Origin of the sequence: Mycobacterium sp., assembly GCF_049683355.1 — a bacterium.
Classification (GTDB): Bacteria; Actinomycetota; Actinomycetes; order Mycobacteriales; family Mycobacteriaceae; genus Mycobacterium.
Genome location: NZ_JBAUJB010000136.1, coordinates 1 through 14,033 on the forward strand (window position 1 = coordinate 1; position 14,033 = coordinate 14,033).

The following is a 14,033-nucleotide window of genomic DNA, read 5'->3' on the forward strand; positions in this document are numbered from 1 at the left end:
GAATCCAGTTCGGCCAGCAGGTCGACCGACGTCTGGTCGAGCAGCCGGTACAGGTCTACGTGCACCATCGCCGGAGTGTCCGCTCGGCGTGGCCGGTGCACCCGCGCCAGCACGAAAGTCGGTGAGATCACCGGGCCGTCGACATCCATGGCTTGTGCGATCCCTTTGGCGAGAACCGTTTTTCCGGCGCCCAGGGGCCCGGAGAGCACGACGACGTCGCCGGCGCGCAGCTCGCGTCCCAGCCTGACCCCCAGCGCGATGGTGTCGTCAGCGGTCAACAGTTCGGCAGTGCCCGAGCGTTCATCCATTGGTGCGCACCCGCTCCCGCACCCGACGGGTCAGTGCGACGAGCTTGGACGGAGTGGCCCGCTCCACCAGCCGGACCAGCGCGTCGTCGATCACCTCCGGGCGCTCGAGCTGAACCAGATGTCCTGCACCGCAGACGATCACCAGCTCCGCTTTGGTCAGCGCACCGGCCATCTCCTCCGAGTACTCCATCGGCGTCAACAGGTCACGGTCACCGCAGGCGACCAGGGTCGGCACCTTGTTCAGCGTCGCCAAACCCTCGGTCTCGTCGTGCACCTCCAGTGCGTGCAGAAATTCCACCAGGGTGGTGATCGGGGTGTCGTGCATCATCTCTTCGGAGAACGCCACCACGCTGGGGCTGATCTTCTCGTCGCCGTAGGAGGCAGCCCGCAGGATCGGCCCGATCACCCGACGCGCGGCGCCGCGTCCCCGGTGCACCAGCTTCGGGGCGTAGCGCGCCGTGAAACGCACCACCTCAAGCGCCGGGTTCCGGAGGATCTCACCGAGCGGGGATCGCGAAACACCTTCTGCGGCAGAGGCGATCAATGCGGCACCGACGATGCGGGTCGGGTAGCGCTGCGGGTACTGACGGGCGTGGGAGAGCACCGTCATGCCACCCATCGAGTGACCGACCAACACCACGCGGCCGCGCGGCGCCATCACGGCCAGCACGCTCTCGAGATCCTGGCCCAGCTGTTCGACGGTGTAGGTGTCCGGCGGCGCCTCCCCCGACTGCCCGTGGCCGCGCTGGTCGTAGAAGACCATGCGCACCTGCGGTCCCCACTGGTCGCTGAGACGTGCCCGCTGGAAATGAAAGGACCCCATCCGCAGACAGAACCCGTGCGCGAACACCACGGTCAGCGGGGCGTCCTTCGGCCCGACCTCGCGCACCGCCAGCGGCACCCCGTCGGGCGTCGTCACCACACAGCTGCGGTCGGCGTCGAGCAGCTCGAAATCCTCGTCCACATGCGGGTCTTCACTGGTGATGCGGCGGCGCAGCGACCGTGCCATCGAGACCCCTGCGGCGGTGCCGACTGCGGACACCCCCGCCGCACCGGCGAACCATCCTGCGCGTGCGCTCACCGCGGACCGCCTCGATAGCTGCGCCCAATGCGTCCCCGTGGACTGGTGACGACCTCGTAGTTGATGGTGCCGAGCAGCTCCGCCCAGTCCTGTGCGGTGGGTTCGCCGTCGGTGCCCGGACCGAACAGGATCGCGTCGTCACCCTCGGTGACGCCGGTCGGGTCCGGGCCGAGATCCACCACGAACTGGTCCATGCACACGCGGCCGACGTTCGGGTACCGCCTGCCTTTGATCGACACCTCGAAGCGATTGCTCAGGGGTCGGAACACCCCGTCGGCGTACCCGACCGGGAGAAGGGCGACCGTGGTGTCGCGGTCCGCGGTCCAGGTGTGCCCGTAGGAGACGCCGTCGCCGGCCTGAATCGACCGGATCATGGCCACCGGGCATTTCACCGTCATCGCCGCGCGTAACCCGAAATCGCCGAGGTCCGGGATGGGGCTCTGGCCGTACACCGCGATACCCGGGCGCACCATGTCGAACGCGAGATCGGGGCGGGTCAGGACCGCCGGCGAGTTGCACAGGTGCACCACGTCGAACCGGACGCCGGCGTCACGGGCCGCCGCCGCCAGATCGGTCAGCCGCTGCGCCTGCACGTCGTTGAACGGGTTCTGCGGGTCGTCGCCGTGTGCGAGGTGGGACATGATGCCACGCACCCGCACCGCGTCCTCGGCCTGGGCGCGTCGCAGCGCGTCGAGTAGCGCGGGAAAGGCGGCCGGCGCGACCCCGTTGCGGTTCAGGCCGGTGTCGGCCTTGACGGTGACCGTCGCGGCACTGCCGGTGCGGCGCACGGCGTCGACAACGTCGTCGAGCTGGCGTTCCGACGACACCGCGACCTGAACGTCGTTCTGCAGCGCCGGCGCAAAATCGGCCTGCGGGGTGTGCAACCAGGCCAGCACGGGTGCGGTGACCCCTGCGCGGCGAAGTGCCAACGCCTCGTCGAGGGTCGCGACGCCCAGCTCGGCGGCCCCGGCGGCCAGCGCGGCCCGAGCCACCTGGGCGGCGCCATGACCGTAGCCGTCGGCCTTGACGACAGCCATCACCGCCGCGGCGCCGGCATGCTCGCGCAGCGTGGCCACGTTGTGGGCGATGGCGTCGAGGTCGACGACCGCGGTGGGCGTGTTCATGGTTGTGATCACTGCGCCCGATTGTCCCAGGCGCGGGTTCAGTGGGCGAAGTGCGCCTCGTCGGCGAAGCCGCCGAGGTCCACCTGGTCCAGCTTGGCCAGCACTTTGACCAGATCGTCGCGCAGCGCGCGGGCCAGGTTCGCCGAGAAGCCCTCGCGCACCACCACCCGCAGCACCGCGACGTCGGAGGCGTCGTCCGGCATCGTGTACGCGGGCACCTGCCAGCCGAAGCTGCGCAGCAGCGCTGAGACGTCGAACACCGTGTACTTCGTGCCCTTCACCAGCTTGAATGACACCACCGGGATGGCCGACCCGTCGGAGATCACCTCGAATTCGGGCATGCCGGCCAGTTCCCGGGCGAACCACTGCGCGGTGTCGGACAGACAGCGCATCACCTGGATGAAACCTTCCCGGCCCAGCCGCAGGAAGTTGTAATACTGTCCGACCACCTGGTTGCCGGAGCGGGAGAAGTTCAACGTGAAGGTGGGCATGTCACCGCCCAGATAGTTCACCCGGAACACCAGATCCTCCGGCAGGTGTTCCGCATTGCGCCACACCACGAAGCCGATGCCCGGGTACGTCAGGCCGTACTTGTGCCCACTGACGTTGATCGACACCACCCGGGGCAGCCGGAAGTCCCAGGCCACATCGGGGTGCAGGAACGGCACCACGAAGCCGCCGCTGGCAGCGTCGACGTGCACCGGCACGTCGGGTTTGCCCTTCTGGGCTGCGAGGTCGTCGAGCGCGGCGCAGATCTCGGCGACGGGTTCGAGCTCACCGGTGAACGTCGTGCCCAGGATGGCCACCACGCCGATGGTGTCCTCGTCGACCGCGTCGAGCACCTGTTGCGGGGTGATGACGTAGCGCCCCTCCTCCATCGGGAGGTAGCGGGCCTCGACGTCGAAGTACCGGCAGAACTTCTCCCACACCACCTGCACGTTGGAGCCCATCACCATGTTGGGGGTGCGCGTCTTCCAGCCATCACCCTTCGGCCCACCGACCCGTTCGCGCCACCGCCACTTCATCGCCAGACCCGCCAGCATCACCGCCTCGCTGGACCCGACCGTGGACACCCCGATCCCGGTCGACGGGTCGTCATCGCGTAGCCCCTCCGCATGGAACAGATCGGCCACCATGCACACACAGCGCTGCTCGATGGCCGTGGTCACGGGGTATTCGTCCTTGTCGATCATGTTCTTGTCGAACGTCTCCGACATGAGTAGGCCGGCCTCGGGGTCCATCCACGTCGTCACGAACGTGGCCAGGTTGAGGCGCGAGCTGCCGTCCAGCATCAACTCGTCGTGGATGAACCGATAGGTCTGGTCGGGTTCCATCGACTCGTCGGGCAGCCGCAGCGCCGGCACCGGGGTGTTGGACATCCGTCCGCAGTAGGCGGGGGTGAGCGACGAATGACGGGAGATGTTGGGCATGGGGTTCTTTCTAGAGGATCGAACCCAACGCCGTGCGCAGATGGGCAAGGATCCGCGACGACGATGTCGGCACCGGCGCCGGCCCGGGGTCGCCGGCGGACATCTCGGCGGCGCGGGCATGCACATACGCAGCGGCCGCCGCAGCCTCACCGGGCGGCAATCCCGCCGCCAGCAGCGCCCCGATGATCCCCGAGAGCACGTCGCCGGAACCGGCGGTGGCCGCCCAGGACTGGCCGGCGACGTTCAAATACGCCGGGCCCCCGGGTTCGGCGATGACGGTGACGTTGCCCTTGAGCAGCACGGTGACGCCGAGGCGGTCGGCCAGCCTGCGAGTGTCGGCGACGCGGTCCTGTCCCGGCGGAGATCCTGCCAACCGGGCGAACTCGCCTGCGTGTGGCGTCAGCACGGTCGGGGCCCGGCGGTTCGCGACCAGTTCGGGGTGCGCGGCCAGCATCGTCAGCCCGTCGGCGTCGACGAGGACGGGAACGTCGGCCTCGAGCGCGAAGCACAGTGCGGCCGCCGCAGTCTCGTCGGTGCCCAGACCGGGGCCGACCACCCAGGACTGGACCCGGCCGGCGGTGGTGTGTCCGGGTGTGGCGATCACCTCGGGCCAGTGCGAAACCACCTCTGCGGCAGCTGTTCCGGCATAGCGGACCATACCCGAGTGGGCGGCCACCGCGGCGCCGGTGCACAGCACCGCCGCGCCCGGGTAGGTCGCCGAACCCGCCATCACACCGGTGACGCCCTGGCTGTACTTGTCGTCGTCGGATCCGGGCACCGGCCAGCGGGCGGCCACGTCACCGGCCTCGAACGCCGCCAGCGGGCTCGGCGGCAGATCCAACCCGATGTCGACCAGCTCGACGCGGCCGCAGTCCCGCAGCGCGTGGACCGGTTTGAGCCCGCCGAACGTGACCGTCACCGCCGGGCTCACGTGCGGGCCGTCGGCCGCACCGGTCCCGACATCGACCCCACTGGGCAGGTCGACGGCGACCACCGGGATGCCCGCCTGCCCGACGGTGGCGAAGACGTCGGCGGCGTTCGGCCGCAGCGGACCGGAGCCGGAGATCCCGACAACCCCGTCGATGACCAGGTCGGTTGCCGCAGGGAGCTTTTCGACGATGCGGCCACCCGCACGCCGAAACGCGGCGAGCGCTTTGGGGTGTGCCTTGTCGGGGTTGAGCAGGATCGCGGACGCCCCGGCGCCGCGACGGCGTAGCAATGTCGCCGCCCACAGCGCGTCGCCGCCGTTGTCCCCCGAGCCGACGACCGCGCAGACGTTCCTGCCGGCCACGGCGCCGAGTTCCCGGGCGATCGCGGTGGCCAGGCCGAACGCGGCGCGGCGCATCAGCACGCCGTCGGGAAGCGCGGCCAGCAACGGCTCTTCGGCAGCCCTGATCGCCTCGGCGGAGTAGTAGTACCGCATCTTCCCCACGCTAGTCGGCCGGCGGATTCGGTCACTGCGCCGATGGGTACTTTTCTGCCATGACGAATCGTCAGCTGATCGAGGAGCTACTCGAACTCGAACACGCCGGGTGGAAGTCGCTGTGCGAGGGCAGCGGCGACCGGTTCTACGGCGGACTGATGACCGGCGACGCGGTGATGGTGCTCGCCAACGGCGCGGTGATGGTGCTCGCCAACGGCGCGGTGATGGACCGCGACACCGTCGCCTCGGCGCTCGGGCAGTCACCGCCGTGGGAACGCTACGAGAACGAGGACGTCCGGCTGATCGAGGTGGCACCCGACACCGCCGCTCTGGTCTACACCGGGAAGGGCTGGCGAGACGGCCAGCAGGCGCCGTTCGTGGGCGCGATGTCCTCGGTGTACCACCGCGCGGCGGACGGCTGGAAGCTGGTGCTCTACCAGCAGTCCGCCGTGAGCTGAGGGCGCGGTCAGCGCTCGCGGCCCTGCTGCGCATCTTCGACGGATGAATACAGATCGATGATCTCGTCGAGGCGCATCAGCTGCAGCGGCCGGCTCGTGGCGGGTCCCTCGGCCACCACGCGCAGGGACAGGTCCGTCGATGCCGTGAGCCGGTGGGTTTCGACGAGCACGCTGATCCCCGCAGAGGACAAGAACTCCACGCCGGTCAGGTCGACGATCACCACCGACGTCGAGATCGGACTCGACAGAGCCACGTCGAGGTGGGTGCCGAGCGTGGGTGCGGTGAGCACGTCCAGGTCCCCTGTAACGCGCAGAACCAACGTCTCTCCGTCACGATGCGGGCAGACGGTGAACCTGCCGCGTCGATCGTGTTCGGTTCCAGTCATCTTCCAGTCCCCCGGACCTGTGCAGAAGCGTCCCAGGGCGGGCGCAAGCGCCATCCAGCCCCAGCTCACGCCGTCGGGCCGCATAAGATGCGGTTCTTACTTTTCTTATCGAACACACAGTCTTCAGCGTTAGCGGCGCCACGCAGAATTCGACCGCGGGCGGGTGCCAACGCGCGGATAAGCGCAGGTCAGCATGTCCGGGAAAGAATGGGTCAGACTTTCGGCGACAGTTCGGCTGTCGTCACCGCAGCCTCAGCTGTCCACCGCGTCCCAGAATCGGTGTGCGCGCTCGGTGATCTGTTCGGCGCACTCGCCGTTGATCGCGTGGGTCGCGTCGCGGTGGACCTCGATGTGGCCGTGGGGCAACAGCGTCCGCGCCCGACGCGCGGCCCTGGCGGCGTCGAGCATCACGCTACGCCCGCCGAGAAACGCCAGCACCGGGGTTTGCAGGGTGCGCAGTTGCTCGTCGGTGATCGCGGTCGGCGGCGGAAGGCGCAGCACGAAGTCCGTCATCGCGGCGGCGATGAGCCGCGCCTCGGGAAGTGAGTCGTCGGCGGCCTCCCCACCGGACACCCAACTCAGAAACCATCGACGCATCCCCTCGGGCGCGGCAGGCACCGCCATCACCGCCGAGAACGCGAGCGTGCGCAGCGGAATGGGCGCGAACGTGAACACCGGGTCCAGCAGCGTCGCCGACGCCACCCGGGCCGGGAATCGGCATGCGTAGTTGGCCGCGGCCCACCCGCCGATCGACGCGCCCAGCAGGTGAACATGTGGGAGATCGAGGCCGGCGAGCGTCTCCTCGAGCCACTGGGCCTGATCCTGCGCGCTGGTGATGGGCGCGGTCTGCACGCTGCGGCCCGCCTCGCCGAGCAGGTCGAGCGAGTAGACGGTGCGCCGGGCCGTCAGACCGGGCAGGTTGGCGCGCCACATCGGGGTCGAGGCGTTGCGTCCCGGCAACAGCACCACGGGCGTCGACCCGGACCTGTCACCGAACCGGTACGCGCGTACAGATCCGAACGACGTCTCGACGTCGGCCGCGGCGCCGAACGCGGGCAACTGTGCCATCGCGGCGTCGTAGGCGGCCAGGAAGTGCACGCGCGCACCTTCGCTGCGGAAGTACCCGACCCCGGCCACGGGCACTACTCGACGGTGACCGACTTCGCCAGGTTGCGCGGCTTGTCGACGTCGTACCCCCGGGCCTGGGCGACACCGGCGGCGAACACCTGTAGCGGGATCGTCGACAGCAGCGGCTGGTAAAGGGTTGGCACGGAGGGGATTTCGATCAAATGATCGGCGTACGGCCGTACCGTGTCGTCGCCTTCCTCGGCGATGACGATCGTGATGGCACCGCGGGCCTGGATCTCCCGGATGTTCGACAACAGCTTCGAGTGCAGCATCGCCGCGTTCTTCGGTGACGGCATCACGACGATGACCGGCAGGTCGTCCTCGATCAGAGCGATCGGGCCGTGTTTGAGCTCGCCGGCCGCGAACCCCTCGGCGTGCATGTAGGCCAGTTCCTTGAGCTTGAGCGCGCCTTCGAGGGCGACCGGGTATCCCACATGGCGACCGAGGAACAGCACGGTCTGCGACGGGGCGAACCGGTGAGCGAGCGCCACGACGGGGTCCGTGGTGGCCAGCACCCGCGAGATCAAGTCCGGCATCGCCTCCAGATCGGCGTACTCACGTGCCACCTCGTCCGGGTACTTGGTGCCGCGCGCCTGCGCAAGTGCCAGTCCGACAAGGTAACTGGCGGCGATCTGCGCCAGGAACGTCTTGGTCGACGCCACACCGATCTCCGGACCCGCCCGGGTGTAGAGCACCGCGTCACATTCCCGTGGGATCTGGCTGCCATTGGTGTTGCAGATGGCGAGCACCTTGGCCTTCTGCTCCTTGGCGTGCCGCACCGCCTCGAGCGTGTCGGCCGTCTCGCCGGACTGCGAGATCGCCACCACCAGCGTGTGGCTGTCCAGAACCGGGTCGCGGTAACGGAACTCGCTGGCGAGCTCGACCTCGACTGGCAGTCGGGTCCAGTGCTCGATCGCGTACTTGGCCAGCAGCCCGGAGTGGAACGCGGTACCGCAGGCGACGATGAAGACCTTGTCGATCTCGCGCAGTTCCTGATCGGACAGCCGCTGCTCGTCGAGAACGATGCGGTTGTCGATGAAGTGGCCGAGCAGCGTGTCGGAGACGGCGGCGGGCTGCTCGGCGATCTCCTTGAGCATGAAGTACTCGTAGCCACCCTTTTCGGCGGCCGAGGTGTCCCAGTCGATGTGGAAGGTCCGGTAGTCCTTCGACGGATCAGCGGGGATGCCATCAAAATTGGTGATGCGGTAGCCGTCGGCGGTGACCACGACCGCCTGATCCTGGCCGAGCTCGACTGCCTCGCGGGTGTGCTCGATGAACGCCGAGACGTCCGAGCCGACGAACATCTCCCCGTCGCCGACCCCGAGCACCAGCGGCGTGGAGCGGCGGGCGGCCACGATGGTTCCCGGCTCGTCGGCGTGGGCAAACACCAGCGTGAAATGCCCTTCGAGCCGGCGCAGCACCGACAGCGCCGAGGCCGCGAAGTCCCCGGCGTGCTCACCGCCGGCGAATTCGCGCGCCACCATGTGCACTGCCACTTCGGTGTCGGTGTCGCTGGCGAACTCCACCCCGAAGCCCTCGAGCTCCGCACGCAGCGCGGCGTGGTTCTCGATGATGCCGTTGTGGACCACCGCCACCTTGCCGGAGGCGTCACGGTGCGGGTGCGCATTGCGGTCGGTCGGCCTGCCGTGGGTGGCCCACCGGGTGTGTCCGAGCCCGGTGGCACCGACGAGCTGATCAGGCCCGGCCTCACCGAGCGCACTCTCCAGGTTGGCCAGGCGGCCCGCCTTGCGGCGCACGGTGAGACCCCCGTGACCGTCGAGGAGCGCCACGCCGGCCGAGTCGTAGCCCCGGTACTCCATCCGCCGTAGCGCGTCGACGACGATGGCGCAGGCAGGGCGCTGCCCGACGTAGCCGACGATTCCACACATAGCCGTCCAGGGTAGTGCAGGAACACCGCTGCACCCGGTGGGATACCGTCATCGGGTGGCCCGCACGAAGAAGCTGTTTGGCGCGTTGACCCGCCGTGGTCCACACCGCGTCATGCGTGGTGACCTGGCCTTCGCCGGACTCCCGGGCGTTGTCTACACCCCGGTTGCCGGTAAGAATCTGCCCGGTGTCGCGTTTGCGCACGACTGGATCACATCGGCGGATCGGTACCACGGAACGCTGGAGCATCTGGCGTCCTGGGGAATCGTGGCCGCCGCGCCCAACACCGAGACCGGGCTGGTTCCGTCGGTGCTCAACCTGGCCTACGACGTGGGCACCGCGCTGGACATCATCGCAGGCGTGCGCCTGGGCACCGGAGAGATCAGCGTGCATCCGGCGAAGTTGGGGGTCGCCGGGCACGGGTTCGGCGCCTCGGCGGCGGTGTTCGCCGCGGCGGGCATGTCGGCCAAACCCCGCGCGGTCTTCGCCGCGTATCCGCTGGTCACCAGGCCGTCGGCGGAGGAGCCCGGTGCGGGGCTGTCGGTGCCGGGGCTGATCCTGGTGGATCCCGGGGACCCGATGACCTTGCGTTCCAATGCCGTCGAACTGGCCCGCTCATGGAAGACGGCCACGCTGCGCACCACCTCCAAGACCAAGGCCGGTGGCCTCGCCGAAGGCCGCCGCCTCGCCCCGGTGGTCGGGCTGCCGGGCGCCGACAAGGGCACCCAGAAGATCGTTCGGGCGCTGATGACCGGCTACCTGCTTCACATGCTGACCGACGACGGCAACAAGGGGGACTACAAAGACTTCGCCGACCCCGAGGTCGAGTTGCCGAAGGCACCGGTGATGGACCCGTTCGCCGACGATCCCGTCGACCTGGAGAACAAGGTCGTCGCGCTGCTGAAGCCCTGAACCGGAGTTTCGCCCGACCAACTGGTTGGGTGTATACCTGACAAATGGGCAAGCCGATGCGGACAGGCATCTTTCTCAGTTACGCCGGCGGTTTCCTCGATGCGGTCGACGAGGTGGTCGAGCTCGAGAAGATCGGGGTGGACATCGCCCTGGTCGCCGAGGCGTACTCCTACGACGCCGTCAGCCAGCTGGGCTTTCTGGCGGCCCGGACATCGCGCATCGAGCTGGGCACCGGCGTCGTCCCGATCTACTCCCGGACGCCGGCGTTGATGGCGATGACGGCCGCCGGCCTCGACTACGTCTCCGACGGCCGGTTCCGGCTCGGCCTGGGAACGTCCGGACCGCAGGTCGTCGAGGGTTTCCATGGGGTGCCGTTCGACGCGCCGCTGGGGCGCACCCGCGAGGTCGTCGAGATCTGCCGCCAGGTGTGGCGGCGCGAGCGCGTCACCTATGACGGCAAGTACTACCAGGTTCCGCTGCCGGCTCAGCGCGGCACTGGTCTCGGCAAGCCGCTGAAGCTGATCAATCACCCAGTCCGCGAACAGATCCCGATCACCATCGCGGCCCTCGGACCCAAGAACGTCGAGTTGACCGCCGAGATCGCCGAGGGCTGGCAGCCGGTGTTCTTCTACCCTGAGAAGGCCGACGAGGTCTGGGGAGCAGCACTGCGCGCGGGCGCCGCCAAACGCGACCCGGCGCTGGGTCCACTGGATGTCATGGTCAGCGCGAGCCTGGCGATCGGCGACGACTCGGACGCCCGGTTGGCCTGGGCCAAGCCACAATTGGCGCTCTACATCGGCGGAATGGGCGCGCGCGGGCGCAACTTCTACCACAACCTGGCCACCCGCTACGGCTACGGCGACGTCGCCGACCGCATCCAGGATCTCTATCTCGCCGGCAAGAAGGCCGAAGCCATCGAGGCCGTACCCGACGAGCTCGTCCGGCAGGTGTCGTTGGTGGGCCCTCGCCGATTCGTCAAGGAACGGGTGGCCGCGTTCGCCGAGGCGGGCGTGACAACGCTGCTGCTCCACCCGCTCACCGGTGACCGAAGGGAGACCGTGGCGTTCGTGGAGGAATTACAGTCGCTGTTATGACGGAGCTCTCCGACGACGTGATCGCCTTCCTCTCTCAGGGCACTCGCACCGCCAAGCTCGGCTACGTCGCATCGGACGGCAGGCCCTTGGTCGCGCCGGTGTGGTTCATCGTCGACGGGCACCAGCTGGTCTTCAACACCGGGCGGGACACCGCCAAGGGACGTGCACTGGCCCGTGATCCGCGCGTGGTGATCTGCGTCGACGACGAGCGTCCACCCTTCTCGTTCGTGCAGATCCAGGGCACCGCGGCCATCGGCGAGGACCCGGCCGAGGTGCTGGACACCGCAACCCGCATCGGCGGTCGTTACATGGGCGCGGACCGGGCCGAGGAGTTCGGGCGCCGCAACGGCGTCCCGGGCGAGTTGGTGGTTCGGGTGACGCCGACGAAGGTGCTCAAGGCGTTCGACCTGGCGAACTGACCGTCAGGCCTCGATCCCGCCGGTGAGGATGGCGGCGAGCTCGCGGTAGGCGTCCGCGTCGTCGAGTCCGGTGCTCTCCCGCACCACGCGCTGCTGGATCCGCACCATGACCGCAGCCACCAGGTCGGCGGCGAATGCGGCGTGCACGTCGCGGAAGTCCCCTGCTGCAACGCCTTCGGCGATCAACTCCTGCACCCGACGCGCGGCGATCCGGGTGTTCTGCTCGTACACCGCGCGTGCGGGGACGAAGGCGTCGAGGTCGACCATGAACTGGTCCGACGCGGGATCCAGCGCGGTCCCCACCGCGGACAGGTAGGCGGCGATGCGGGCGCGGGCCCCCGATGCCGCCGCCACCTGCGCCTCGACGAACTCTGTCGCCGAACGGAAGAAGTGCACGGTGGCCGCCTGCACCAACTGCTCCTTGCTGCCGGCCAGCGTATAGAGCGTCGACTTCGAACATCGCAGTCTCGCGGCGATGTCGTCGAGGGTGAGGTGAGCGAAGCCCTCGGACAGCAACAGGTCGGTCAGCGAGTCGAACAACTCGGTACGCCGCCTGGTGGCGAATGCGGGCCTGGTCATGGCGGCAACAGTACTGTAGTAGGTCCTGTAGTACTGTTTCCGGTATGGCTGTGGACCGTCTGCTCCCCTCCGACGAAGCACACGAGCTGATCGAGCTCGCACGTCAGATCTGTGACAAGGTCCTCGACCCGATCGTCGATCAACACGAGAGGGACGAGGCCTACCCGTCGGGGGTGTTCGCGACGCTCGGCGACGCAGGGCTGCTAAGCCTGCCGTACCCCGAACAGTGGGGCGGCGGCAATCAGCCCTATGAGGTGTATCTGCAGGTGCTCGAAGAGATCGCTGCCCGCTGGGCGGCGGTTGCCGTCGCAGTCAGCGTCCACAGCCTGTCGTGTCATCCACTCTTCGCCTTCGGCACACCCGAGCAACAGCAACGTTGGCTGCCCGAGATGCTCGGCGGGTCCACAGTAGGCGCCTACAGCCTCTCCGAACCACAGGCCGGTTCCGATGCCGCCGCGCTGACCTGCAAGGCCACTGCAACCGACGACGGCTACACGATCAACGGCGCGAAAGCCTGGATCACCCACGGCGGCATCGCAGACTTCTACAACCTGTTCGCCCGCACCGGCGAAGGCTCGCAAGGTATTTCCTGTTTTCTGATCGCGCGGGACACCCCCGGCCTGACCTTCGGCAGGCCCGAGGAGAAGATGGGGCTGCACGCTGTCCCGACCACCGCGGGGCACTACGAAGACGCGTTCGTCGACGCCGACCGTCGCATCGGCACCGAAGGTCAAGGTCTGCAGATCGCCTTCAGCGCCTTGGACTCCGGACGCCTCGGGATCGCTGCGGTGGCCACCGGCCTGGCCCAGGCGGCACTCGACGATGCGGTGAACTACAGCCAGGAGCGAACCACGTTCGGCCGCAAGATCATCGATCATCAGGGGTTGGCGTTTGTGCTCGCTGACATGGCTGCAGCTGTGGACTCGGCTCGGGCCACCTATCTCGACGCCGCCCGACGGCGCGATGCCGGCCTGCCGTACTCGCGTCAGGCTTCGGTGGCCAAGCTGGTCGCCACCGACGCAGCCATGAAGGTGACCACGGACGCGGTCCAGGTGTTCGGCGGCGCCGGATACACCCGCGACTACCGCGTCGAGCGGTACATGCGGGAAGCCAAGATCATGCAGATCTTCGAGGGCACCAACCAGATTCAGCGTTTGGTGATCAGCCGGCACCTGGCTCGTTGACCGCCGCGGCGGGCGGATCTCCGACCTGGGGCAGTTCATCCGCGGCGATGGCGCACGGAGTCTGCTCGGCCGCCGCCGGGTCGGCCGGTGGCATATCGACCGGCGGCAACGGTTCAGCAGGCGGCGGGGCGGGCGTCGGGACCGGTGCCGGCTCCGCGGGTACCTCCTCGGGTTCCGCGCATTCGTCCGCCTCCGGCTCAGCCGCGATGACGGCTTCCTCGACAGGCTCGTCGGCCACGATGTCGGCTTCCTCGGCCTCTTCCTCGGCCTCTTCGTCGGGACCGTCGTCGTCGACGGTGTCATCGAGGTCAGGGACATCGAGTTCGGGCGGGTCCGGGACTGCACCGTCCAGCCCGCCACCTCCCAACAACCCGCCGAGCGTGTCGGCGAACTGCTGTCCGAGACCCGACAGTCCACCGCCGAGATCCGGCATGCCGGTGCCCATGCCATCCAGGGGCGGCGTCGGCGGCATCGAGGGAGCTGCCGGCACCGGCGCAACCGGCGGAGGCGACTGCTCTGCGACACCTGACGGTACCGCCGCCGAGGCGGGCACCGTGGCCGCGGCCGGTGCTGTCCACGCCGCGGGTGCGGGGGCGGGTGCGGGTGCGGGTGCGGGTGCG

At 68.7% G+C, this 14,033-nt stretch carries 14 protein-coding genes and 1 pseudogene; 5 read left to right on the forward strand and 10 right to left on the reverse strand.

Annotation, left to right across the window (positions count from 1 at the left end; genetic code table 11):
• The 5 genes from tsaE to WA944_RS08585 form a co-directional block, all read right to left on the reverse strand.
• The coding region (gene tsaE, locus WA944_RS08565) for a tRNA (adenosine(37)-N6)-threonylcarbamoyltransferase complex ATPase subunit type 1 TsaE (protein WP_526646730.1) at positions 1–308 on the reverse strand (308 nt) is incomplete at its 3' end.
• Positions 301–1,389 carry an alpha/beta fold hydrolase gene (locus WA944_RS08570; RefSeq protein WP_526611529.1) on the reverse strand — a complete coding sequence of 363 codons (1,089 nt, stop codon included), beginning with the start codon at positions 1,387–1,389 and terminating at the stop codon, positions 301–303. The genes WA944_RS08570 and tsaE, both read right to left, overlap by 8 nt.
• Positions 1,386–2,513: an alanine racemase gene (alr, locus tag WA944_RS08575; RefSeq protein WP_526611537.1), complete on the reverse strand. Its 1,128-nt coding sequence runs from the start codon at positions 2,511–2,513 to the stop codon at positions 1,386–1,388. The genes WA944_RS08570 and alr overlap by 4 nt, the downstream gene beginning before the upstream one ends.
• A 38-nt stretch (positions 2,514–2,551) precedes the next feature.
• Entirely contained in the window at positions 2,552–3,943 is a 1,392-nt protein-coding gene (gene gad / locus WA944_RS08580; protein WP_526373974.1) for a glutamate decarboxylase, read from the reverse strand.
• Between the two features lie 10 nt (positions 3,944–3,953).
• A complete protein-coding gene (locus WA944_RS08585; RefSeq protein WP_526611527.1) occupies positions 3,954–5,366 on the reverse strand; it encodes an NAD(P)H-hydrate dehydratase in 1,413 nt (470 codons plus the stop codon).
• Positions 5,367–5,425: 59 nt separating this feature from the next.
• On the opposite strand from WA944_RS08585, the gene WA944_RS08590 reads away from it, so the two are divergent.
• On the forward strand, positions 5,426–5,824 hold the full coding sequence (locus WA944_RS08590; protein ID WP_526646732.1) for a DUF4440 domain-containing protein: 399 nt from the start codon (positions 5,426–5,428) through the stop codon (positions 5,822–5,824).
• Positions 5,825–5,832: 8 nt separating this feature from the next.
• Here the strand turns inward: WA944_RS08590 and WA944_RS08595 are convergent, their stop codons facing one another.
• The 3 genes from WA944_RS08595 to glmS all read right to left on the reverse strand — a co-directional run bounded on the left by WA944_RS08595 (position 5,833) and on the right by glmS (position 9,227).
• On the reverse strand, positions 5,833–6,210 hold the full coding sequence (locus WA944_RS08595; RefSeq protein ID WP_526372644.1) for an STAS domain-containing protein: 378 nt from the start codon (positions 6,208–6,210) through the stop codon (positions 5,833–5,835).
• Between the two features lie 252 nt (positions 6,211–6,462).
• Entirely contained in the window at positions 6,463–7,353 is an 891-nt protein-coding gene (locus tag WA944_RS08600) for an alpha/beta fold hydrolase (RefSeq protein WP_526372643.1), read from the reverse strand.
• Positions 7,353–9,227: a glutamine--fructose-6-phosphate transaminase (isomerizing) gene (gene glmS / locus WA944_RS08605; protein WP_526372642.1), complete on the reverse strand. Its 1,875-nt coding sequence runs from the start codon at positions 9,225–9,227 to the stop codon at positions 7,353–7,355. The genes WA944_RS08600 and glmS overlap by 1 nt, the downstream gene beginning before the upstream one ends.
• Before the next feature lie 55 nt (positions 9,228–9,282).
• Between glmS and WA944_RS08610 the strand changes: the two genes are divergently transcribed.
• From WA944_RS08610 to WA944_RS08620, 3 genes are read left to right on the forward strand one after another with little or no spacing between them, the layout of a single operon-like run.
• The gene (locus WA944_RS08610) at positions 9,283–10,137 is read left to right on the forward strand and encodes a dienelactone hydrolase family protein (protein ID WP_526372641.1); all 855 of its coding nucleotides are present in this window, start codon (positions 9,283–9,285) and stop codon (positions 10,135–10,137) included.
• A gap of 56 nt (positions 10,138–10,193) precedes the next feature.
• A complete protein-coding gene (locus WA944_RS08615; RefSeq protein ID WP_526372647.1) occupies positions 10,194–11,231 on the forward strand; it encodes an LLM class F420-dependent oxidoreductase in 1,038 nt (345 codons plus the stop codon).
• Positions 11,228–11,650 (forward strand): PPOX class F420-dependent oxidoreductase, encoded by a 423-nt coding sequence (locus WA944_RS08620; protein ID WP_526372640.1) that lies wholly within the window; start codon positions 11,228–11,230, stop codon positions 11,648–11,650. Before WA944_RS08615 ends, WA944_RS08620 begins: the two co-directional genes overlap by 4 nt.
• A 3-nt stretch (positions 11,651–11,653) precedes the next feature.
• Here WA944_RS08620 and WA944_RS08625 read toward each other — a convergent pair whose 3' ends face one another.
• The gene (locus WA944_RS08625) at positions 11,654–12,229 is read right to left on the reverse strand and encodes a TetR/AcrR family transcriptional regulator (RefSeq protein ID WP_163888447.1); all 576 of its coding nucleotides are present in this window, start codon (positions 12,227–12,229) and stop codon (positions 11,654–11,656) included.
• A gap of 44 nt (positions 12,230–12,273) precedes the next feature.
• On the opposite strand from WA944_RS08625, the gene WA944_RS08630 reads away from it, so the two are divergent.
• A complete protein-coding gene (locus WA944_RS08630; RefSeq protein ID WP_526646734.1) occupies positions 12,274–13,413 on the forward strand; it encodes an acyl-CoA dehydrogenase family protein in 1,140 nt (379 codons plus the stop codon).
• On the opposite strand, the pseudogene WA944_RS08635 reads toward WA944_RS08630, so the two are convergent.
• Positions 13,391–14,033 (reverse strand): annotated as a pseudogene (locus WA944_RS08635) (hypothetical protein); the annotation flags it as partial. The gene WA944_RS08630 and the pseudogene WA944_RS08635 overlap by 23 nt on opposite strands.